This window comes from Leptospira meyeri, assembly GCF_004368965.1.
GTDB lineage: Bacteria > Spirochaetota > Leptospiria > Leptospirales > Leptospiraceae > Leptospira_A > Leptospira_A meyeri.
In genome coordinates, this window is the sequence record NZ_SORO01000004.1 from 21,820 (window position 1) to 43,881 (window position 22,062).

23 protein-coding genes are annotated in these 22,062 nt (G+C 36.2%); 14 read left to right on the forward strand and 9 right to left on the reverse strand.

Annotation, left to right across the window (positions count from 1 at the left end; translation table 11 throughout):
- Window positions 1-329 precede the first annotated feature (329 nt).
- From CLV96_RS17710 to CLV96_RS17720, 3 genes are all read right to left on the reverse strand, one after another.
- The gene (locus CLV96_RS17710) at window positions 330-1,055 is read right to left on the reverse strand and encodes an SIP domain-containing protein (RefSeq protein WP_004786506.1); all 726 of its coding nucleotides are present in this window, start codon (window positions 1,053-1,055) and stop codon (window positions 330-332) included.
- A gap of 146 nt (window positions 1,056-1,201) precedes the next feature.
- Window positions 1,202-2,242 (reverse strand): SH3 domain-containing protein, encoded by a 1,041-nt coding sequence (locus CLV96_RS17715; RefSeq protein ID WP_020776644.1) that lies wholly within the window; start codon window positions 2,240-2,242, stop codon window positions 1,202-1,204.
- A 253-nt stretch (window positions 2,243-2,495) separates the two neighbouring features.
- Window positions 2,496-3,170 (reverse strand): TMEM175 family protein, encoded by a 675-nt coding sequence (locus tag CLV96_RS17720; RefSeq protein ID WP_004785717.1) that lies wholly within the window; start codon window positions 3,168-3,170, stop codon window positions 2,496-2,498.
- Between the two features lie 153 nt (window positions 3,171-3,323).
- Between CLV96_RS17720 and CLV96_RS17725 the strand changes: the two genes are divergently transcribed.
- Both CLV96_RS17725 and CLV96_RS17730 read left to right on the forward strand, forming a co-directional pair.
- Window positions 3,324-4,136: a hypothetical protein gene (locus CLV96_RS17725; RefSeq protein WP_004786754.1), complete on the forward strand. Its 813-nt coding sequence runs from the start codon at window positions 3,324-3,326 to the stop codon at window positions 4,134-4,136.
- Between the two features lie 44 nt (window positions 4,137-4,180).
- Complete coding sequence (locus tag CLV96_RS17730) at window positions 4,181-5,479, forward strand: glycoside hydrolase family 1 protein (RefSeq protein WP_004787733.1); 1,299 nt, start codon at window positions 4,181-4,183, stop codon at window positions 5,477-5,479.
- Between the two features lie 110 nt (window positions 5,480-5,589).
- Here the strand turns inward: CLV96_RS17730 and CLV96_RS17735 are convergent, their stop codons facing one another.
- On the reverse strand, window positions 5,590-5,976 hold the full coding sequence (locus CLV96_RS17735; protein WP_004785633.1) for a hypothetical protein: 387 nt from the start codon (window positions 5,974-5,976) through the stop codon (window positions 5,590-5,592).
- 258 nt (window positions 5,977-6,234) lie between these two features.
- Here CLV96_RS17735 and CLV96_RS17740 point away from each other — a divergent pair, with 258 nt between their 5' ends.
- The 4 genes from CLV96_RS17740 (at window position 6,235) to lsa20 (ending at window position 10,089) form a co-directional block, all read left to right on the forward strand.
- Window positions 6,235-6,903 carry a DUF2461 domain-containing protein gene (locus CLV96_RS17740; protein WP_004784558.1) on the forward strand — a complete coding sequence of 223 codons (669 nt, stop codon included), beginning with the start codon at window positions 6,235-6,237 and terminating at the stop codon, window positions 6,901-6,903.
- A gap of 150 nt (window positions 6,904-7,053) precedes the next feature.
- Entirely contained in the window at window positions 7,054-7,944 is an 891-nt protein-coding gene (locus CLV96_RS17745) for a thioredoxin domain-containing protein (protein ID WP_004786312.1), read from the forward strand.
- Window positions 7,945-8,006: 62 nt separating this feature from the next.
- Window positions 8,007-9,476, forward strand: a complete 1,470-nt coding sequence (locus tag CLV96_RS17750) for an NADase-type glycan-binding domain-containing protein (protein ID WP_040917114.1) — start codon at window positions 8,007-8,009, stop codon at window positions 9,474-9,476.
- Window position 9,477: 1 nt separating this feature from the next.
- Window positions 9,478-10,089 (forward strand): LIC11469 family lipoprotein adhesin Lsa20, encoded by a 612-nt coding sequence (gene lsa20 / locus CLV96_RS17755; protein ID WP_004786701.1) that lies wholly within the window; start codon window positions 9,478-9,480, stop codon window positions 10,087-10,089.
- Between the two features lie 191 nt (window positions 10,090-10,280).
- On the opposite strand, the gene CLV96_RS17760 is transcribed toward lsa20, so the two are convergent.
- Complete coding sequence (locus CLV96_RS17760) at window positions 10,281-11,234, reverse strand: hypothetical protein (protein WP_004785174.1); 954 nt, start codon at window positions 11,232-11,234, stop codon at window positions 10,281-10,283.
- 367 nt (window positions 11,235-11,601) lie between these two features.
- Between CLV96_RS17760 and CLV96_RS17765 the strand changes: the two genes are divergently transcribed.
- The gene (locus CLV96_RS17765; RefSeq protein WP_004787014.1) at window positions 11,602-11,871 is read left to right on the forward strand and encodes a hypothetical protein; all 270 of its coding nucleotides are present in this window, start codon (window positions 11,602-11,604) and stop codon (window positions 11,869-11,871) included.
- Between the two features lie 22 nt (window positions 11,872-11,893).
- Window positions 11,894-12,226: a hypothetical protein gene (locus CLV96_RS17770; protein WP_004786434.1), complete on the forward strand. Its 333-nt coding sequence runs from the start codon at window positions 11,894-11,896 to the stop codon at window positions 12,224-12,226.
- A 152-nt stretch (window positions 12,227-12,378) separates the two neighbouring features.
- Here the strand turns inward: CLV96_RS17770 and CLV96_RS17775 are convergent, their stop codons facing one another.
- From CLV96_RS17775 to CLV96_RS17790, 4 genes are all read right to left on the reverse strand, one after another.
- On the reverse strand, window positions 12,379-13,578 hold the full coding sequence (locus CLV96_RS17775; RefSeq protein ID WP_004785417.1) for an EAL domain-containing response regulator: 1,200 nt from the start codon (window positions 13,576-13,578) through the stop codon (window positions 12,379-12,381).
- Window positions 13,579-13,606: 28 nt separating this feature from the next.
- A complete protein-coding gene (locus CLV96_RS17780; protein ID WP_004784514.1) occupies window positions 13,607-16,117 on the reverse strand; it encodes a PAS domain-containing sensor histidine kinase in 2,511 nt (836 codons plus the stop codon).
- A 256-nt stretch (window positions 16,118-16,373) separates the two neighbouring features.
- On the reverse strand, window positions 16,374-17,639 hold the full coding sequence (locus tag CLV96_RS17785; protein ID WP_004787113.1) for a methyl-accepting chemotaxis protein: 1,266 nt from the start codon (window positions 17,637-17,639) through the stop codon (window positions 16,374-16,376).
- 9 nt (window positions 17,640-17,648) lie between these two features.
- Window positions 17,649-18,041, reverse strand: coding sequence for an STAS/SEC14 domain-containing protein (locus CLV96_RS17790; protein WP_004786438.1), 393 nt, complete (start codon window positions 18,039-18,041; stop codon window positions 17,649-17,651).
- Between the two features lie 272 nt (window positions 18,042-18,313).
- Between CLV96_RS17790 and CLV96_RS17795 the strand changes: the two genes are divergently transcribed.
- From CLV96_RS17795 to CLV96_RS17820, 6 genes are all read left to right on the forward strand, one after another.
- A complete protein-coding gene (locus CLV96_RS17795; protein ID WP_004785475.1) occupies window positions 18,314-18,553 on the forward strand; it encodes a hypothetical protein in 240 nt (79 codons plus the stop codon).
- Between the two features lie 7 nt (window positions 18,554-18,560).
- Window positions 18,561-18,866 carry a hypothetical protein gene (locus tag CLV96_RS19880; RefSeq protein WP_004784499.1) on the forward strand — a complete coding sequence of 102 codons (306 nt, stop codon included), beginning with the start codon at window positions 18,561-18,563 and terminating at the stop codon, window positions 18,864-18,866.
- A gap of 167 nt (window positions 18,867-19,033) precedes the next feature.
- Window positions 19,034-20,491: an NAD(P)/FAD-dependent oxidoreductase gene (locus tag CLV96_RS17805; protein ID WP_004787530.1), complete on the forward strand. Its 1,458-nt coding sequence runs from the start codon at window positions 19,034-19,036 to the stop codon at window positions 20,489-20,491.
- A gap of 12 nt (window positions 20,492-20,503) precedes the next feature.
- Window positions 20,504-20,698 carry a hypothetical protein gene (locus CLV96_RS17810; RefSeq protein ID WP_004786707.1) on the forward strand — a complete coding sequence of 65 codons (195 nt, stop codon included), beginning with the start codon at window positions 20,504-20,506 and terminating at the stop codon, window positions 20,696-20,698.
- A gap of 119 nt (window positions 20,699-20,817) precedes the next feature.
- A complete protein-coding gene (locus CLV96_RS17815) occupies window positions 20,818-21,447 on the forward strand; it encodes a DUF2306 domain-containing protein (protein WP_004786766.1) in 630 nt (209 codons plus the stop codon).
- A 111-nt stretch (window positions 21,448-21,558) separates the two neighbouring features.
- Window positions 21,559-22,026: a MarR family winged helix-turn-helix transcriptional regulator gene (locus CLV96_RS17820; protein WP_004785641.1), complete on the forward strand. Its 468-nt coding sequence runs from the start codon at window positions 21,559-21,561 to the stop codon at window positions 22,024-22,026.
- Window positions 22,027-22,062: the final 36 nt, after the last annotated feature.

A 22,062-nucleotide genomic window follows, 5' to 3' on the forward strand; every position in this document is an offset into this window, starting at 1 on the left:
TGACAAGGATTTGACCAATTTCCCGAATTTCGAACCAATCATTTAATGAATATTTGCCGACTACTTGTTTGAATAAAGTGCCAAATATAGTCTTGATTGCATCACCGTTAAACTTATCAATTGCGCCTTTGAAAATAACGTTCGTGATACGATAAGGACGATCATTTAGAAACTAAACAACTTCTTCAGCAGATCTCTGTTCTAAGAATTTCATAAAAGATGGGATATCTGAAAAAGAATGGTTATTTCGTTGTTTTCGTCACCATGTTCTAACTGGGCATTGTTTTTATAAAACTCACTGACCGACTGTGAAGGAAGATATCGCCCCACTAGTCCAGGCCGATCTTTCCATCTGCCCAGTAGGCACGAACTTTTATTTTGTTAGTTGGGATGCCGGAATTTTTCAAATAGTTTCTGACTTGTTGGATAGAACTTGCCCGTCCGGTTAAAAAAATCTTCGTATCGGAGATCTGTGAGATGTGGTCCGAAATTTCTTTTGCAATTTTTTGGAGATGTGAACTATCAGGGGATCGTTCTATCATTCTTTGTCCCGTAACTCCTAATTTTTCTAGAGTTTCTTTACTTGTTTCTACTGAAGTCAGCTCAAAAAATATATTAGATTTTTTTCCAACTTTGTTTTGCAGAACCTTCGCAATACCAAAAGAAGTTTCGTCGCCGAATAGGATGGCATCTCCCTCAAGATTTGAAAAATCCAATGACTCACGAGGGCCAAAAACTTCGCAAGGGTTACCAACTTTTAAGGCATTGATCCAATGGGAAGCTGGACTTTCATTACGATGATAACATAATAACGAAAGTTTGCCTTCGACTTTATCAACGTTAATGGGAGTGTAAGTACGGTATGTAAAATTTCCGACATCGATCTGCACTTTGCCACCAGGCACCCATTTTGATTCTTTTAATTTTTTTCCAGACATTTCGATGAGAACAAAAGTGTTCGTTAGCCGTTCTATTTTTGAAATTTTGGTTTGGGTTAAAAAAATACTGAAGACGGATTTTAGAATACGTTTGAATAATGAACTTTTTTTCGACATTTGATTCTCCATTGAAAAGAGCAAAGGTGTTAAGTGTTACCGATACATTCGATTGCTTATCAGAATACCATTTAATTCTGCCAGTATCAGTTTCCCGATGGAACTGGAATTATATCAAGTCAATAGCGTTTTTTGATCAATCGCATTTATTTATTTTTATCGATAAACTTCAGGAATTCAGGAGATTGATTCCATTCCTTATAAAATTGACCGTCCTCTTCGTTGTCATAAAGAATTCGAATATCATAATGTAGTTCTAATGCCTTTTTTAAGAATTCAAACGTTTTGGTTTTATCTTTTTTTGACATATAATGATAAATGGCAAGGTTGGCATAAGGATAGGGAGACCCTGGATCACAATCCTTTGATTTTTCTAATTCGATTTTTGCTTTTTCCCATTCTGATTTCAGTAAATACACCCAACCAAGATTGTTATAGGAAATACAACTTTGAGAATTTAGCTGGATGGATTTTTTGAGATCTTGTATCGCTAAATCGTGTTTTTTTAAGTTTGTGTATACGAGTGCTCTTTTGAAATAGGGGAGGTATTCGTTTGGGTTTAGTTGGATCGCTTTTTCAAGATCATGTATGCCTTTTTTTTCTTCACCTAGCAGATAGTATGCGTAACCTCTATTATTCAGCAAGTGATGGTTATTTGGATCTAAGTTTAAACCAGATGAAAAAGCTGTAGTGGCTTTTTTGTAATAACCTTCTTTTAATAATTGATAACCATGATTGGAAAAACAATATACTTTATCTTTTGAGTCTTTACAGAGATTAGGATCTAATGGTTCATAATGATCATCAGCTTTTGCATTGGAAGAACGAAATTGGTCGCTAATTCCATAGGTGAATGGTGAATTGGATAAAAATCCACTAAACATAAAGCCTCTAAAATCTTTATAATTAACTTCCACCCATTTTGCTCTAATGTTTTCGATCGTATCTTCTACATCAGTGTACTTCAGTATCGTAACTTCCTTTCCAAAAGGTACTAATGTGATTTTGGCATTGATCTTCCCTGGTTTTTCTCGGAGGAACAATCCAGATTTAGCAGTAACATAGGCAATACTTTCGTTATATTCTGATTTTTTAGAACTAAACGAAGCACAATTAATCAGTAGGGCGACAACGAAATAAAGAATAAGAAACAAAAACGATCGCATTGTGTTTGTTTTGCTTTTCATACTAGAATGTATTTTTTTGGCGGATCGAAATTGGTGTCAATAGGGAAATGCGAATATAAATTGATGAATTTGGAACGACTGATTAATTACATGGAAGTCCTAAATACTAAATAAGCAAAAATGAAATCAATAGAAACGGACGGCATCGGTAATGCATACTTGCCAAACGAAGCGCTCCCCGGAGTAACCCGACCCTTAAACTTCCAATTTCTGAAGCTCCTATCCCATTGGGAACGCCTGCATACCAACGTTCTTACTTCTTACGCAACAACCACGCCGTAGGGACAAGAAAAAATAAAATGAGAATTCCGAATCCAATGATGCTAAGCCATATATTCAGAAAAGATAATATGGTAACGAAGGCGTAAATATAAGGGCCTTTGATAAAATGTGAAGTGATTTTTTGGATTTCGATTGGGTTGGATTCTGGATTGAGTAGTTCTTTCTTTTTGACTCCATACCTCCAGACGAGGTTGAACGGGATCCCTCCGATGGCAATCCAAGCTCCATAAAGAAAGACTGCAAATTTAGCATTTGTATCGTTTTGTAACATGTATTCTCCGAGCATTTCAGAGCAGAATGGAATAAAAATTACGTTTAACAAAAGCAGGTTATTTAAGATCATTAGGTTATGATCTACGTATTTTACATGTCGGAAGATGGTATGGTGATTTGTCCAGACCACAGTGATGATCATAAAGCTAATAAAAAAACTTAAAAAACTTGGCCATCTTTCTAAAAGAGCAAAAAGTAAACTGCTTCCCCCAATTTCTTCGGGATGGGGGATTTTGATTTCTAAAGCCATGAGAGTGAGAGCAATAGAAAAAATAGCGTCGCTATAAGCCACCATCCTTCCTGATTCAGTGAGAACGGGAGCCGGATTTGTATTTTTTGAAGTAGTTTTCGAAACCTTTTTCTTTGTTGCCATAGACCACCTAAACGTTTATCTACGATGAAATTTTAAGGAAAGAAATTCAATTCATTCCCAGCTTTTCTCAAAAGATTTTGAAGAGAAAATTTGAATTGCAAAAAAAGAAAAACCAAGGCCAATCGGTGCAGTTTAGAGGAGAAGGAGAACTGTATGGAAAAACGATTTGGAACCTGGGCCGAGATACTTGATATAATGATTTTGATAGGTACTTTGGTTGTGTTAGGTGCTTGGATTTTAGGTGTTCCTTTGTTTTACAGAACCGATGGTCCAGTATTGTCTATTTTTACAGCAATTTCACTACTCGTGATTGTGGGTTTGCGACTCTCCACCAGGCATTTCCATCTCTGGCCTTTTACTGCCAATCTTGCCTTTTTAATGATTGTGGGTGGTGGCAATATTTCTTCTATTTTGATGTTGTTATCGGCTCCAGCGGTTCATATCAATCCTAAGTCTACTATGGTGATGACTTCTGTTTTTACTTCCATTGGTCTTGTGTTTTTTAGTATTTATGAAATCCTTTTGTATCTCCGCAAAACTCCCAAAAGCATTTGGATTCTGGATGATATTTTAATCCACCTAGCACTTGTTCCTGGAGGAATTAGTTTAATAGGACATATCTTCCAAAATCCAACTTATCTCAGTATGGCAATGGATCCACGAGTTGGAATTTCCCCACTCGAGATGGTGTTTATGGCAACTCTTGCTCTTTCTACAATTCTATCGAATCCCAATTTGTTCCTTTGGAAATTTTTAAAAGGGGGACTGACCAACCAATTGACCTTTGCCGCTTTGTTTATCAACCAATACATTGCTCCCGTCATCTATTTGTTAATTGTCGGAACCAATTGGGAATCAAAAAGTTTTGGACCAGAGTTGTTTATTTTTTTTGGAGGAGTCATTTCCACTTTAGGTTTTCTTTTGTTCCAAGCAAAGATGGAAGAGGTTATGGTAAAAAACACATAAAATGAATGATGGATTTAAAATTGAACATTGGAAAGGAGAAGGGAATGTCTAAAAGTTTTGAACTTCCAAAAGATTTTTTATTGGGTTCGGCAACTGCAGCGACACAGATTGAAGGAGGGGATACCAATAACAATTGGTATCATTGGTCTTTGGCTGGTAAAGTAGGGAAAGGTGAGTCCAGTTTTACTGGAGCAGATCATTACGCACGTTATGTGGAAGATGTAAACCTTCTTTCAAAACTCAATCAAGAATGTTATCGGATGAGTATTGAATGGAGTCGGATCCAACCTGCTGAAGGCGAATGGTCCAAGGATGCAGTGGAACATTATCGTGATGAGTTTCGACTACTTTTGGAAGTCGGGATCAAACCTCTTGTGACTCTGCATCATTTTTCTTGCCCCGAATGGTTTCAGAAAAAGGGCGGATGGTTAGGAAAAGATGCAGTGAAAGAATTTCTTGATTTTGTTGAATTTGCAGTAAAACAGTTTGGTGATCTTGTTTCTGAGTGGTGTACCATAAACGAACCAAATGTATTTGCTAATGATAGTTATGTGGATGGTAAATATCCTCCCGGAAGTTATGGAGATATCCCCGCATATTTAAAAGTCACTCGGAGACTAATCTTGGCTCACCTGAAATCCTATAAACTCATTCATAAAATCCGAACAGAATCTAATTTTATTGGACCAACGAAAGTTGGATTTGCGCACCATCTTGCCATTTTTTCACCTCTAACTTCTCATCCTTTGGCCCGTCTTGGTTGTTTTCTGAGCGATTATCTTTTTCACGAAATCCAAACAAAGGGATTTGTCGAAGGAAAGTTATCTTTCCCCATTGGATTCGGTTATCCGGAAGGTAAGGGTGTGTTTTGTGATTTCATTGGAATCAATTATTATTCCCGCCATCTTTTCAAAGTTAGTTACAATCCAGGAAATTTATTTGCCGTACCAATGGTTGATCCTCAGTGTCCTGATTCTCGAAAAAATGACTTGGGTTGGGAGATTTATCCGGAAGGTCTGTCATTCGTTTGTCATCGAATTTGGGATCAATACAAACTTCCGATTTACATTACTGAAAATGGGATTCCTGATGAAAAAGACGAAAAGAGAGAAAAATACATTTTTGATCATTTAGCAGAGATTCGTCGGCTTTTGGATGAAGGTGTGTCTGTTCAAAGGTATTATTACTGGTCATTTTTAGACAATCTTGAGTGGAATGATGGGTACGGACCAAAATTTGGACTTGTTGAAGTAGATTATAACAGTATGAAACGGAGAATTCGAAAAAGTGGGCTCCGTTATGCGGAAATATGCAAAACTAAAAAAGTGTCTTTCCATTCATAAAAATTTTTTAATCAAAATTTCTGACTTAGGTTGGCGTTGCTGAACGATGTAGGTATCCCACTTAAGTCAGAAAAAAAATTTGATCTTTATTATCCCGAATTCAATTCATTTTACTTTTTAGAATTTTGGCTCAGAAGATAAGAAACAAAAATAATCACAAGAATGGAATCAAATAAAAGAGCGATCCCTGATTTCATTATGTAGGATTGTCCATAAATCAAATTGAGCAAAACAAATGTGCTTTTGCTAATTGAGGAAACAATAAGAATTAAATTGCGATTTGGTTCGTTATAGGCACCATATACTAACATCCCTCCGGTAAGTGCGATGAGAGCTCCCCAGTTGCGAACAATGATATTCGCCAAATCTCCGTTTAATGTATCACCAAATGTTAACATGAGTCCGAGTGTTGGGTGTAATGCGGAAAGTATCATGGAACAGGTAATAATACCCGAACCTACCATAATCCATTTGATATTGGAAAAAATAAAATTCATCTTGATAACCTCGGAGATCAAAAAGAACAGAATTCGAGAAAAAATCCAGAGTTTTATTTGATTTCATTGAAATACATTGTCATTTTTCGTCTTACAAATATGAATATAACTACCATTTATTCTTTATTAGCAAGAACGGGTGGCTTTAAATTCACTGCCCGAAACCATAGTTTTTTTAACTAACCAGTTCTTTTATTTGAAATTTAATTCAATGGGTAGAATCGATGAATATAACAATCGCAAGGGAATTGATCTGACATGAAAATTAGCAAAACTGTTTTAAGTTTTTTAACTGAGTTAAAATTGAATAACAACAGAAACTGGTTTCTTGAAAACAAAGATCGTTATGTTGCCATTCAGAATGAATTAGTATTAATGACGGGATACCTTTTGGCAGGAATTGAAAAGTTCGACAAAAGTGTACAAGGAGTTGATCCAAAATCATGCATCTTTCGCATCTATAAAGACGTTCGGTTTTCGAAAGACAAAAGTCCTTATAAAACTCACATTGGGATATTTTTGAGAGGTGGGAATAAGAAAATTGATGGCACCGGTTATTATCTTCACATAGAACCAGATCATTCGTTAGTCGGTGGGGGTTGTTATGGACCTGATCCAAAATCACTACATAAAATAAGGGAACGAATGATCAGTGATACAAAAAGGTTCAAATCAATTTTAGATGATCGTAAATTTGTTCAGGATTTTGGCACGGAATTTTATGCAGAAAAATTAAAGACGGCACCCAAAGGATTTGCAAAAGATCATCCACTGATTGAGCTCTTAAAATACAAAGGATTTGCTGTTGCCAAAAAAATAAAAAATTCGGAATTAACTTCCGACCAATTTTTAAACGAAACTTTAAAATCGTACCGTAATATATATCCATTAAACCAGTTTTTGGAAAAGGCAATGGAACAAAAATAGGCTAAGTGAATTGAGATAGAAGTAAAAGAAATGTTGATGGACCGGGATCTTTGATACTTATTTTCGTAATGGAATGAAGAGGAAAGAATGAAAAAGTTTGTCTATCAATTCTTCGTTTCATGCTACTCTTTTGCGATATATTTCTTTTTTTTGTTATTCTTCGTTTCCTGCACCGAAAATTCTTCAGAGGTTTCCTATCTACCAGAAAAGCTACCTTCCGAAGAAACGATTAAAGAAACGTTGTCATCTAATTTGAATTTGGCGAAATTGAATGCTCAAACAAAATTATTGGGAAAATCTTTAGCAGTCTGGAAAGATGAGGAAAAAAAATTAGTATCAGAAAAGGAAATAAATCTGTATTGGCAAAAGGAAAAAAAATTAACACCGAAACTTATTGTTGATACAGATTTAATTGATAAACAAAGAGATTCAATACGGATCCGGATTGTTTGGAGCCGAATCTTCCACAAAACGGGGATTGCACTAAAACAAAAACCGATTCAGGCAACGAATTTAAATTTATTCAAACAACTTAATCTGAAATTTTCACCTAATTTTGGTTCATCGAATGCTAAATGGATTATTGTTGAATGGAGTGATTATTTGTGTAATTTCTGTCGTGATAGTTTTCCACACACAAAGAATCTTTTGTCAAAATACAAAACTCAAATTTTATATATTCACAAAGATTTTCCGTTAGATGGAGAATCGAAAGAGGGGTTACTTCCCTTGGCTTTAGGTCGTTGTTTATGGGAGAAAGATCCAAAATATTTCTTAGGGCATATGCAGTTGTTATATTCTAATTCCAAAAAGATATTGCGTGGTGATGATCTGCAAGTCAAGGAATGGGATGCGATAACGGATTGCCAACCCAAGACTCTCCCTGAAAAATATTTTTCTCAAGTGCGAAGTGAAATGAACGAAGCTATGAAATTTGGTGTAGGTTCTGTTCCTACATTTTGGGTCAACGGGCGTTGGGTGGTCGGAGCATTAGATTCTCAATCTTGGGAACGGGTTTTGGAAGACACCGTAAGTCATTAAAAAATATCTTGCCTTCTTTAAATAATAAGTTCTTCTTGATCCACGTTTGATAAGGACTGGCAATGAATCGTAGATCGTACATCTTTCCCATTTTGGTCTCATTTGTTCTTTTGACATTGAATTGTGGTAAAAGACTCCACTTTTCGATGGTGACTTCTACATCAATGGAAAATGGGCTCCCTTTTCTCGTGTTAGATGGAAAAGAGTGGAAAGCAGAAGGTGGTGCGGAGTTTGTCAAATTGCATTTTTATGCAGACAATTCTTTCCCTTTGAGCAAGGTTACAATAGAATCGTGTTCTGGACAATTCAAAGACCGAATAGCTGCCTATGTTAACTTTGATGAAGTTTATGCAAGTACAGATGTTCAAAAATCAAATTCAGAAGTCATATTTGATCCGATCGTACAAGCAAGATCTGTTACATTAAATTTTCAAAGAAACCAAAATATCTGCCTTAAGTCCGTTAAGTTTTACGATGAAAAAGGTGGGTCGTACAGAACGTACGCTCCTGAAATTGTCGCCGGGACTGTTCTCGCTTCTGAAACTGCTTCTCCAGAGCCAACTTATTCCGTTATGAATCTTTTTGATTCTAAATACGAAAATGGTTATTCATCGATTAAAGGTGGAGTTGGAGTTACATTCAATTTCGAATTTGCAGATAAGAAAAAAATATCGGTACTGAAAATCTGGAACGGATACCAACGATCTGATGTCCATTGTATAAAAAATGGTCGTGTAAAATCTTTTCTTTTGACAGGAGAAGATGGATACTCTGCAAAAATCAATGTAGAAGATACAATGGGTAGTCAAGAAATCCAGCTACCTACTCCTTTTAAAGGCAAAAAATTAACGATGAAAGTGGAGGAGATTTATCCTGGGCTAACGGAAAAAGGAATCGTCTTGTCTGAGTTACGTTTTGGTGATGACGGAGATTGGTTTGCAATGGACACTCTCCCTAAATCCAAGGATACAGCCGCTAAAAACTTTGATTCCTTTGCGAAAGCTTCCTTACGTAAGGTGTTAAATCGTGGTTTGACGGGAAGAGAAGTATCCTCCATGGTTTCTGAGGAGATCACTGATCTGCCGGCAGGAGCGGAGAACGAGGTTGCTGTGGAAGAAAATTTAGATCCACCCACTTCTTCTGATTGGACAATTCGACTCCGGTCAGATGGGACATTCTTTTTAGAAGGATCCACTGCTCGCACTAATTACGATGCTGGTGAAGAAAGTTCTCATCGTTTTTATGGAATGGGGAATTATGAAATTAAAGAAATCTCACCTGGTAAAATTTATATGCGGATATTTGGATTTCTTCGCAAACAAACTTTTACAAATTTCTTAGATTATGGTGGCGGAGATTGTAATGGATGTGGACGGGATTGTAACCTTGTCAAAAATCCCGATCCAAATAATACTGAAAAAATATTTCAAGAATTTGTGACACTACAAATGCGCGGAAAACAATTCTATTTAACCAACGCTAAAAAAACAGAGAACTTAGATTTTTCAGCTTTAGAATTAAGTTTGGAATAAAATGTATTTTTCAAAAATTGCCATTGTTAGCTGGTATATCATTATCTTGTTTTCCTTCTCCTGTAAGGGGGAAGGCGAAAAAAATGAACATACGAATGTTGAAAAGACCGTTTCCTCTCCTAAAAAATCCAATAAGGTTTCGATTCAAATCCAATGGGAGAACACAACGCTTCCTTTACAGATGGAAATTCGAGAGCCAAGTGGTGCGCAAACTCTTGCATTATGGACTACAGGAACCGTAAAAGACGGAAAACAAACTCCCTTTGGGGAATTGATTCCTGAAAGTACGTTAGTTCTTAAACCAGGAAACAAAAAACAATTTCTGCTTGTGATGAAAAACTCAACAGAAACTCCTATATACTTTTTTGCAGCACCTCATTCCGCCCTACCTGTTGAACATAGTTTTGGATTTAAATTCAAATGTTTGTGCGTTAATCATGTTTTTATGGTGCCTCCCAAGGAGGTTTGGTTTCGTGTAGTCGAAATTCGTCTCGCACCAGATTTTTTAGGAGACCGGTTGGCTTTGAAACACAATCTAATTGGAATTAGTCGAGAGAGAATGCTTCAATTTGAAAAGAGTGCAGGTAATTCGCTTCCCAGTGAAATGGATTAATAGAATTCAGACTTGTATCAGGAAAGTCATAAATCTAAAATCATTCAAGGGTCTGTAGTTTTTTGGCATAGAAGGAAGATTAATAAAAAGAGAAGAAATTCGATCCGTTTGTTTTTCATCGCGAACATCCGTATCGAATAGCACCTTCTGTAATGTAATTTTAGATACTAATTTTTTACCGGAGTTAAAAATTAGTTTGGGATAAAAATGGACTCCGCTTCATTTTGTGATCCGCCACCAGGATTCAAACAAGTGTTTTGTGCATATGCCGTATCGAATCCACCTTCAAAATAGTAGTTTCTTGTTGTTAGGCCTTGGTCACTCGGATAGGTGCAACGTCCGCTTCTTGTAGGCGAATAGACTGCCATTTGTGCATCACAATTATTTGCGGTTGCTGGTCCTGTACCCATTGTGTCGTAACAAAGATTAAATGTCCAACCTGAATAAGTCAATTTTGCTGAAGAACTTGCAACAACTCCGCTATTCGCAATTTGTAAATTATATGTTCCACCCAAACCTCCGACATGTTGAACCATCACATAGACAGTTCCTGCATTTAATGCTACTTTGTTGAATTCTGCGCCATTGACTCTTCTTGCCGCAAATGGGATTGGTGAGCCGTTAATGCTTGTGAAGTAAGAAATATCTAAATCAGCCAAACCATGACCGAATGTATTGAATACATGGGTTGCAGTAGTTGCAGTGATTTGAAAAAAACTTTTATTGTCTCTTCCATCGATGGGACGGTAGATATTGTGTGGTTGGTTGATATTCCAACTAACAAGAGGTCTGTATCGAACTTTTGTGCTGTAAACGGCACTTCCATCTTTTTCAACTATAAAATCAACCGCAGAGTTTTCAGTAATCCCTGGAACGGTCGGCATAGTGAACTGGATAGTATCCGAACTCGTTGCAGAAACTCCAGTTGCAGTCACACCTCCAATTTTTATTGTGATACCAGAAGTTTTTCCTACGAGTTCTGCATTCTGCAGTTGGTTTTGTGATCCCGGATAACCTCGTTCTAAGATTACATCATTGGGGGTGAGAAGGATCATACCAAGTAAAATTGTCTCCATATCCGAAGATTCGTTTTTTTTACAATGGAAGAGGCATAAAATAAGAAAAAATGAAATAATGAGTTTCATAATTTATACGAAGTTATGTGGTTATAAAAAATAGTAAATACGAAAATTCGAAATTGTGAATATAATGAATGTTTTATAAAAAATAAAAATTAAGCGAATTGTTGCATTTTTGGACATCGAGGCAATAGGATGAAGAATGGGTGGGGGCCACAAAAAGAATCTTTGGATTCTCAGATAGATGACGAACAAGATGTACTACTAAACTAGTTTTTTAGGCTATCCAAGAACTTAACGTTTGTTTACTTCTCTTCGCTGGTTCATTTGTTCGGCGGTCATAATTTTGGGAAATTAAAAGAAAAAACGCTTTTTTATTTTCTTTACACAATCCAGATTGTATCCCCATATAACCGAATTAAGGAGAACAAAAATGAAAAAAATATTCCTTTTAGGAATTATCGTTTTTCTGTCAAATTGTGTCACTGCAGGAAAAGTAGGATATTTAGTTCCGGCAGAAAATGATTCAGCAGAATTATCGGACACTGTTTTAGGTGAAAAATGTGGTACAATCATCATTGGAATTTATGATGATGTTTTTGCAGACGCAAAAGCGAGAGGGAATGTCAAAAACCAAAATGTTGGTTTCAAATGGGATACAAATGTTGGTTCCTCTTGTGCTCAAATGAGAAAGCTGAAATAATAGGTTAGGAAAAGATATGAATATGAAATGGTTGGCATTTTTCGCAATTGCATTTGCTGTAAGTTGCTCCTATAAAGTTGGTAATTTTAAAGAAGTTTCTTTGGAAGCTCCTGCAAATTTAGAAGTTGTTGGTACTGGAACAGTTGAAGGAAGTGAATGTGGATTCACTGTTTTGAATACTTGGTATGACCAAAGTATTGCAGCTGCTACTCGTGATGCACTCAGTAAAGCCCCTGGTGCAACTGGATTAAAAGACGTAACCATCAAAGGAAAACACGGTGTTTGGGTATTTTTAAATTGTGTTTATGTGGAAGGAACTCCTGTTGTTGAAAAAACAGCTGGAAAGAAAAAGTAATTTCACTTTTTTGCATAGGGAAAAATCCCTATGCAGTTTGCCTTACAAAAAGGCGTTTGTATCGTTTAAGTTAACAATAGGCTTTTGACCCACTTTCATCTTGAGGTGAACTCACTTGCGTTAGGTTCACAATCAAAGCGACCAAAATCTTATCAGGTTCCAATACTGTGTTTGCAAAAGTTTAGAAAATCATCGAAGTTCATTGGTTTGGCAATGTAGTAACCTTGCCCTAGATCACAATTCATACTTTGTAGTTGTTCCCAATCTTTTTTCGTTTCAATTCCTTCTGCAGTTGATTTCATTTGCAATTTTGTTGCCATATCAATACTTGAGTTGATTAGTACTTTGGATACATTGCTCGTTGCCATTTCGCGGACAAACGACTGGTCTATCTTTAATTCAGTAAATGCAATTCTTGCGATTTGTTGCATACTGGAATAACCTGTACCGTAATCATCGATGGACAGTCCAAATCCTTTCATTCGAAGACGTGCCAAATTTTCAAGAGCAGGAGCCATCTCTGTCATCGCAGCCGTTTCTGTGATTTCAAGAATTATATATTTGGGATCTATCCCTGAATCTAAGATGATGCGAGTGATTTTATCTGCAAGTTTTGTATCAGTTAAAGAACTGAGCGATAAATTGATGGAAATAGAAATGTTAAATCCTTGAGAATGGAGGATTTGACAAGCCTTTGCTGATTTTTCTAACATAACGAATGTAAGTATATCAATATTACCAGTTTTTTCTAATAAATCAATGAATGCATAAGGTGGAATGACACCATGTAGAGGATGTATCCATCTTGCTAATGCTTCCGCACCAATTAATTTTCCTGTTGCCAAATGTATTTTCGGCTGAAAGAAAGGTTCGAAGTTTCCATTCGTTAAACCTTCCAAGATTTCTCCAAGTGTAAAACGTGATCCTTGGTTTGATGTTTTTCCTTGTTTTGAGTCGCGAGCATTGTATAAAGACAATAAAGTTTCTACGTGAACCGGTGTGATTGGTTTTTCTATAGCTCCCAGTATATTGGCGCCATACGCACTAGCCATTCTTTGAACCGATTCAATTAGAGCCCCGTCGAGTGCGCTCATGATGATGGTTGCTATTGAAGAATGTGATGTTCCAATGTGACGAATAAATTCCATACCATCCATTTCCGGCATATTTAAGTCGCAAAGTATAATATCGATAGGAGTCGGGTTTATTTCGTTTAGAATTTTTAGCGCTTCGCTTCCTGTTCGAGCTTGGGTGACATGCATTGCACCCAAACGGATCAAAATGTCGACAATAACTTCTCTTTGAAAATCATCATCTTCAATTACTAAGAAATTTAAATCATTTGTAATCATAATAGCACCTTTTCAAAGTTAAATGAATTTATAACAAATCAATGAAAGATTCGATGCTTAAAACATCTTCTTTCATTACCTCAATTTCTTTTAAAGCTTTATCAATTTCGTTTTGTTTAATTAGGGACTCAACTTTTACATAACCTTTCACTAATTCTTTGGCCCCAGCAACTTGGCTTGAACCCTTTAAGCGATGGGCCAAATGAATGGCCTCTATAAAGTTTGAGTTTTTTAATTGATCAATCAGTTTTGTAAGATCGGTCCGGTGATGAGTTTTAAACTTTTTTAGAACTGAAATTTGTGCATTCTTGTCAGAGACAATATTAGAAAGTTCTATGAAATCAACCGGGGTTTCTGAGCCAATCAGTGTATCCGGTGCATTCTCCTGGATAGGAGTAATGACAGTAGGTATCCATTTCAGAAGAGTTTGCTTTAGATTGTTTAATCGAGCTGGTTTAATCAATACATCATCCATGCCAACGGATAGGCAATGTTCGTTTTCTTCGCTCAATACATTTGCCGTATAGGCAATGATTGGAATTCTTTTTTGAAAGTTCGAACTTTCTAGATTTCTGATTTCTTTTGTTAAAGTATAACCATCCTTAATTGGCATATGGCAATCGGTGATAATTAAATCGTATTTATTTTTAAGCCATAATTTAATTGCCTTTTCGCCATCTTCTGCCCCATCTGCTTGGAGTCCGAATGATTCTAATTGGCGAATTAAAAGTTCTAAATTTACAGAATGATCGTCGACTGCTAGAATTCTTGGTATATATGAATCTTTGTGTAAAATTGATATAGATGGGTTTTCTTCTGCGTTAAATGATTCTAGATCGTTCAAATCGATTTTGAGTGTAGGAAGTGAAAGTATGATGCTGAAGGTGGAGCCAACATTTGGGGTACTTTCGATATTGATTTCTCCATCTAACAAGTCAGCCAATCGTCTGGATATTGCAAGGCCAAGTCCCGTACCACCGTACAATCTTGCTGTATCAGCTGTTGCTTGTGTGTAAGTTTGAAATAACCTAGACTGGTCTTTTTTGCTGAGACCAATCCCTGTATCAGTGACTGAGAACCTAATTTGCTGTGCATGAGATAGATTTTTCAACAAGACGGCTGAAACTTGTATTGAGCCTTTTGGGGTAAATTTAATTCCATTGCTAACAAAATTATTCAAGATTTGTGATAATCGTAAAGGATCTACTAAGTGGGCATTGGAGATATTTTCATCAATCGTATATGACAATTTTAAGCCTTTGGAACTAGCAATATGTGAATACGTTCTAACTACTTCCGAAAGTAATCGACTAATCGATGTTGGCTGTAGTGATAATTCTAACTTCCCATCTTCAATTTTTGACCAATCCAGAATATCACTTAAAATACGAAGTAAGCTGGTTCCGGACTCAAGTGCACTTTGAACCATTCGTTTTTGGTCTTTACTTAATGTAGTGTGAGAGAGTAACTCTAACATTCCAATGAGTCCGCTGAGGGGAGTGCGTATTTCATGGCTCATTGTGGCAAGAAATGAGTCTTTTGCTTTATTGGCTAACTCGGCCTTTTCTTTTGCTTTCTCCAAAAAAGTTTTTGCAGCTACTTCTTCCGTAATATCACGAAATACTAATATGGATCCGATGATTTTTCCTTTTTTATTGCGTATGGGGGAACAATTATTGGAAATGTTAATTTTTCTTCCATCCCGGTGAATTAAAATTGAATCTTGGTTATCTCCTTTTGGTTTCCCTGTTGATAGAACTTCGAAGATGGGAATTTCTTTTGATAATTGTGTTTGAGCATGAATCATTTTTAAAATTTCACTAAGAAGGTGACCAATTACTTCATTTTCTTTCCATCCCGTTAAATCCTCTGCAACTGGATTCAAACGATTCACAATGCCATGTTCGTCAGTTGTAATGACAGCATCACCAATCGAACTTAAGGTGATTGATAAGTTCTGTTCGCTAATTAATAGTGCTTCATTCTTTTCAATTACTTCTTTCGCTCGGATTAATACTTCAGATTCCATTTTGACAATTTGATCTTGCATGTCCTCGGTGATTTCAGATTGTTCCCTTTTTTGTTGTTTTAAATTAACAAATTCAGTGACATCTTCTGCTCGATGGACTATACAAAGTAAGTTGCCTTCTTCGTCTAAGACCGGAAAATTTCTTGGACTCCAATATCTTTCTTCAAATCCACTACCATCTGGTTTACGAATATCATACTTTTGTAATGTCATTGTGCTTGCGACTTTGTAGTTGATCACTTGCATCAAAGAAAATTTAAGCTGCCTGACACCGTCTGCGGTTTCATCATTCGGATTGTCAGGGAATACCTCAAAAATATTATGTCCGATTACATTCTCTCTTTTAATGAGAGTTGCTTTCGCATAGGCATCACTGATGTCAATGATGCGGAAATCTAGGTCTAAGAGCATATACAGTTCAGGCAGGGATTTAAAAATACAGTGAAAATCAAATCCATGCATTGAGCTATTCTTTGGATGAATATTGGGATTTTGCTCTTCTGTATCCATCTCTCTTTCCGTTATGGCGACAAAAATGTAAAAGAGAAGAGAAACATTAAATTAGAATATAAGCAACTAGAAAATATATCTTTAGTGAAGTGGTAATTATACTAAAAATTATGATAATATTTAGTACAATTGAAGTCTCAATTACTGCGGTTTTTGACAGAGAATAAAAATATTTTTCAAAATTCGAAAATTTTTGAATTAAGATGCAATAAATTTAAATGTAGTTTTGCAAACTAAGTTCGGAGATGAATGTTTTTTACTTAAATAAAAGGATGACACCACCAATATCATCTGTGGTGGATCTGATTTTTTCTAAAAGTTTTGAGAGATTTTCACCTTCCGAAAAAGTTGCTTTGACACTTGAATCCATTGCTTGGGCAACGTCGGAAATGAGTTTCTGAGAGTTGTTTTGGTCAGCAATGTTTTCTTTGATCTCTGCTAACATCTGTGAAAGTTGTTCGGACTCGAAAATCAATTTTTCTTTGATCTGCATTTGGTTGTTGGCCGATTCTGAGATGAAATCAATCTTTTCAAAAATCTGTTTTACTTCTCCAATAATCTCTTTGTATAATTGATTTGTTTCGTTAATTTTTTGACGATTGAGTGTAACTTCTTCTTTGTTTCTTTTAACATTGTTGTCAATTTCTTTGATGCTATTGGATGTTTGTGTTGCTAGTTTTGATACTTCTTGGGCGACAACAGCGAAACCACTGCCGTATTCACCTGCTCTTGCGGCTTCAATCGATGCATTTAATGCCAATAGATTGACTCTTTCAGAAATTTCTTTTATGACAATCACCATCCCTTCAATTTTGCCCGAACTGATTGCAATGTTCTCTATGACCTTAGCCATTTCTTCCATTGCTTTGTTGCCTTTTTGGATTTTTTCAGAGATACCGAAGGTTAAATTTTTTGAAAGGTTACTATTTTTTTCCGATTCATTGATATGTTCTGACAGCACTCTGATGCTTTCTGAAACGCTAATTAAGGTTGCGTAATTGTTTGTGGAAGCATTTTCGATGTTTGTCATATTGTCCGTCATTTTACGGACCGTTAAATCTAAGTTTTGTGAATAATCTTTTTGTCGAATCAAACTGGAGTGAAATGAATCATCTGCTAACTTTGCATTATCCACAGATGCAGATAGTCCTCCGGTAGCTTCTTTTAGAAGGGTGATGATATCTTGGAAAATATGCAATAATTCAAATAAAGAAAGTAATATTGAATCAACTTCGTTGGTCTTTTTTAATTTTGATTTAACAGAAGGATCAATGTTGAGATTCCCTTTTATCGCATTGATCAAAATGCGTTTGATGGAAGAAAATTGTTGTTTGTACTGGTTTAATTGCCTCAGTACAAAAAATAACATGATAACTGAAAAAACAAATCCTACCGATTGCAGGATCAATAATGTCCAACTAAAATCCGTTTGGCCAAAGAGAGCATACAAAACGGATAAAAGCTGGATGGTTACCAAAACAATTGATAAAACTGTGTATTGAGTCGTTTTATTAAATTTCATTTTTGGAATCTAAACTGACTCCAACCATTTGAATCCTTCTTCTGGAGTTTCAAAGATCTTAACTTCAATTCCATTAGAAGCAAAAAAATCGACTAGGTTTTTTTCGGACATAGCTGATAAGGCGGACTGCGGTTGTACCAGTGCCCATTTTTTCCAACCAGCTTTGATGGCACGTGGAGTCCAATCGTTGTTTAACCATTCCACGTCTTCTGCGGTATGTGTCCCCATGTTACGATTGTCTGATAGCCATTTAACAGCTTTGTTTTGGATGAGAGCCTCAACACCTTTGTCTAAACTGTCTTTTAAATTGGCCCCAGTATTTTTCCCAGTTTGTGTAAGAACAACGATCTTTTTATCTTCTAGGTATTCTGTAACTGCGGTGGGGCATTGAAATATAATCATCCGGTTTTGTCCTTCTTGTTGTGGTGATTGATATTTTTAGAGACGAAAATTGCAAGGTAATTCTCTTCTATAGGATCGCTTTTTTTAAATTTTACAGCTGAATTATGAGAACAACAAGATCCTTGATCACTTAGATTTTTTTCTTTTTTGCTCTGCAATCTATATTGAACTTCATTAGATTGTATTTGTTTCGATTGTTCAGTTACAATCATGGACAAATGATATATAATTTTTCATTGAGCTCAATCAAATCGAAAGGAACCAGAAAATTTATGACTGAAAAAAGATATTGGCAAAATTCTGAACCTTACCACCTAGTTGAAGTTATAGTAGAAAATAATGAAGTCATCTTTAAGGATTGGTTTGATTCTGGGAAAGATCCAAATCGTTATGATTGGAGTTTTAAAGATTTCATCACGGGACAGGGTAGACCAGAGATTGAATACCAATTGGGACTAGTAGCGTATCAGGAAATTTTGGATGAGGTGAAGTCAAGGTTGGAGGAAAAATAAATTTCTGATGGCATTGCAGTTTAAAAAATATTGGATCATTTTTTTCATTTTTCTTTGTCTTATGATTAGTATATTGTTTACCGTTCTTTGGTTCTATGTTTGGCCAGAAGGATTGGGAAATGGAAAACAAGGTTTTCTTTTTTTTCTCGTTAGATATGGTCATTCTTTCGTATGGTTCTTAATTTCTATCGCAACGGCAATAGTTTGGGTAAGGTTGGTTCTGACTGGTCAACTCGTTGTGACGAGGAATGCGAAACTAATTTACCAACTAGCAGGTTGCATCTACGCTCTGTTTGTTTTTTTTCTTTTGTAAAATAGAATCATTCTATTTTTAATTCATTTTTCCCCTTTTATCTTTCATTTGTTGGTTCAATTGGCTAAACTGCGTTCAGTAAAAATTAATACTCACAACCAAAAAAACAAAGATAAGATTGCTTTTTGAGTTTGGCTGTATACATATAGGGGTATTGGTATATAGTTATGAGAATAGTGATTTTAGGTGCAGGGATTTCTGGGCATACAGCGGCAACTTTACTCAAAAAGAGTCTTGGAAAAAAACATGAAGTCGTGGTGATTTCGCCTAACGCTAACTGGAACTGGATTCCTTCCAATATTTGGGTAGGTGTAGGTGCAATGATTCCCAAGGAAGTGACTTTTGCATTAAAACCAATTTATCATAAGATGAAGATTCAGTTCATCCAAGCCAAAGCACTCAATCTTTTTCCTGAAGGTTCTTCGGATTCAAAAGAAGCATTTATCGAATACGAATCAACGGGCCCGGAAACAAAGGGACAAAAAGAACGTATTTCTTATGATTATTGCATCAATGCCACTGGTCCGAAACTTAATTTTTCTGCAACACCCGGTCTTGGACCAGAAGAAGGAAAAACGGTTTCCGTCTGTACTTATTCACATGCGGAAGAAGCGAATAAAAAACTACAAACACTCATCCAAAGAATGAAGAAAGGAGAAAAGTTTAATTTTGTATTTGGGACTGGGCACGGAATGTGTACCTGCCAAGGTGCTGCATTTGAATATCTTTTTAATGTAGACCATGAACTAAGGAAGGCAGGTGTGCGTGAGAATGCAAAGATCTTGTGGATTTCCAATGAATATGAGTTAGGTGACTTTGGGATGGGCGGATTGCATCTAGAACAAGGCGGATATGTGACGAGTAGTAAAATATTCGCAGAATCATTGTTTACCGAAAGGGGAATTCAATGGAAAACAAGAGCTCATGTAACAAAAATTGAATCAAATAAAATATATTATACCACTTTGGATGGGGAAAATGGTTTTGTACATTTTGATTTTTCGATGTTAATTCCGCCTTTTAGTGGTGTGGGATTAAAGGCCTATGGAAATTCAGGAGAGGATATAACTTCGAAATTGTTTGTCGCTAACGGAATGATGAAGGTAGATGCAAACTACGAATCAAAACCCTATGAGAAATGGGATGCAAAAGATTGGCCAAATACGTATCAGTCTCCATTTTATTCGAACCTTTTTGGAATCGGCATTGCTTTTGCGCCACCACACCCAATTTCAAAAGTAATGAAAAATGAAGAAGGAATTCAAATTTCGCCAACTCCTCCAAGAACGGGAATGCCATCAGCAATCATGGGTAAAGTTGTAGCACAAAACATCAGCCATCAAATCAAAACCAAAACAAAAGAATTAAAACACCAAGCTTCTATGGCTCAGATGGGCGCGGCTTGTATTGCTTCTGCAGGGAATGGTATATTTTCAGGAACAGCAGTTTCAATGACAGTGTATCCGATCGTACCGAATTATAAAGAATATCCTAAGTGGGGTAGGTCACTCACATACACAACTGGTGAGATTGGTCTTGCGGGCCATTGGATCAAAATGATTTTGCATTATATGTTTATGTACAAAGCAAAGTGTAAACCAGGTTGGTGGTTGATCCCTGAATGATTGGAGTTAAATATGAAAACAAATGATATGGTAGAATTGGTATTATTAGAAAAACAGGAACTACACTCATCTTACGAACAAGGTGATTTCACTGCCGTTCCCAATGAAAAAACGAAATTCTTTCGAACATTTTTACTCTGGCAAATGGTTCGTTTTTTCTGGATTAATGTACGGATGATGGTAATGATTATTAAATCCCATCATTAGTGGAACGGATATTTGATTTTATTAGAACGCTAGGCGGATCTGCCCATAAAGGGTAATTTCGTTAATACTTTTTTAGTTGCGTACTATTGTTTTATCTAGGAAATAAGTTTACGTACACTATGGCATCTTATTCCAAAAAAGATTATTTCATCATCGGTTCGCTTCTTTTTTTAAGTTTGGTTCCTACTCTCGCTGGGATTTTTCGGTTACTGCAATTAACCACCGGAGGAAATATAACCACCGATAACCAAAGATTCTTCAATGACCCAATTCCTGTTTTCGTTCATATAGTTGGTGTTATATTTTTTGGTGTTCTCGGTGCCTTTCAGTTTTCACCTGGGTTTCGGAAACAACATATCCAATGGCATCGAATTTCTGGAAGGTTTTTGGTGTTCATGGGACTTATCTCTGCACTGTCAGGTTTGTGGCTAACACTGGTGTACCCTCGTGTCCCGACGGATGGTGATTGGTTGTACGGAATTCGTTTGGTCGTAGGCATTTGGATGACCGTCAGTATCTCCATTGGGTTTCTTTTTATTATAAAAAGAAACTTTTTAAAACATAGCCATTGGATGATTCGCGGTTATGCGATTGGTATGGGAGCAGGAACACAAGTGTTCACCCACTTACCATGGTTTATTTTTATGAGTGGAGAACCTTCAGGGGTACCTCGCGACTTAATGATGGGTGCCGGTTGGTTTATTAATTTTGCTTTCGCAGAATGGTTGATTCGAAAAAAGAATTTGTGAAGGATTAAAAAGACGCTTTTATTCTTTTACACCAGTGGATGAAAAAGAAATCATTTGATTCGCTTGACAATATAGTGTATATGCACTTTTTTGTTATTTAGGTGCCTTGGAATGAAATATTCTCACGAAGATTTAAAACAAATTGGATTGTCTTGTTTGAATTTAAGCCTCCGAAGGACAAGCCGACTCGTTACCAGTTATTATGATTCAATGTTAAAACCTTCTGGACTTCGGATCACACAATTTACGGTACTTGCCGGAATCGCTTATGAAAAAGATCCCAGTATCACCGATCTTTCTCGTCTAACTGACATTGATCGAACTACTTTGCAAAGAAGTTTGGAAATTTTGAATCGAGATGGTCTTATCAACATAGAAAAAAAAGAAATTGGCAATGTGAGGAGTCTCACTTTAACGAAAAAGGGGGAAGCCAAATTGGCTCAGGCTATGGAGTTTTGGAGGTTGGCGCAAAAAACAATGACGGATGAGTTAGGAAAACCTGCGTTCAAACAAACCTTGAATATTCTTACCGAATTAAGAGACCTTCCTGTTTTGCAGATTGATTTTGAAAAGGAATAAATAATCGAAAAGTTTGAATTTAAATAAAATATATGA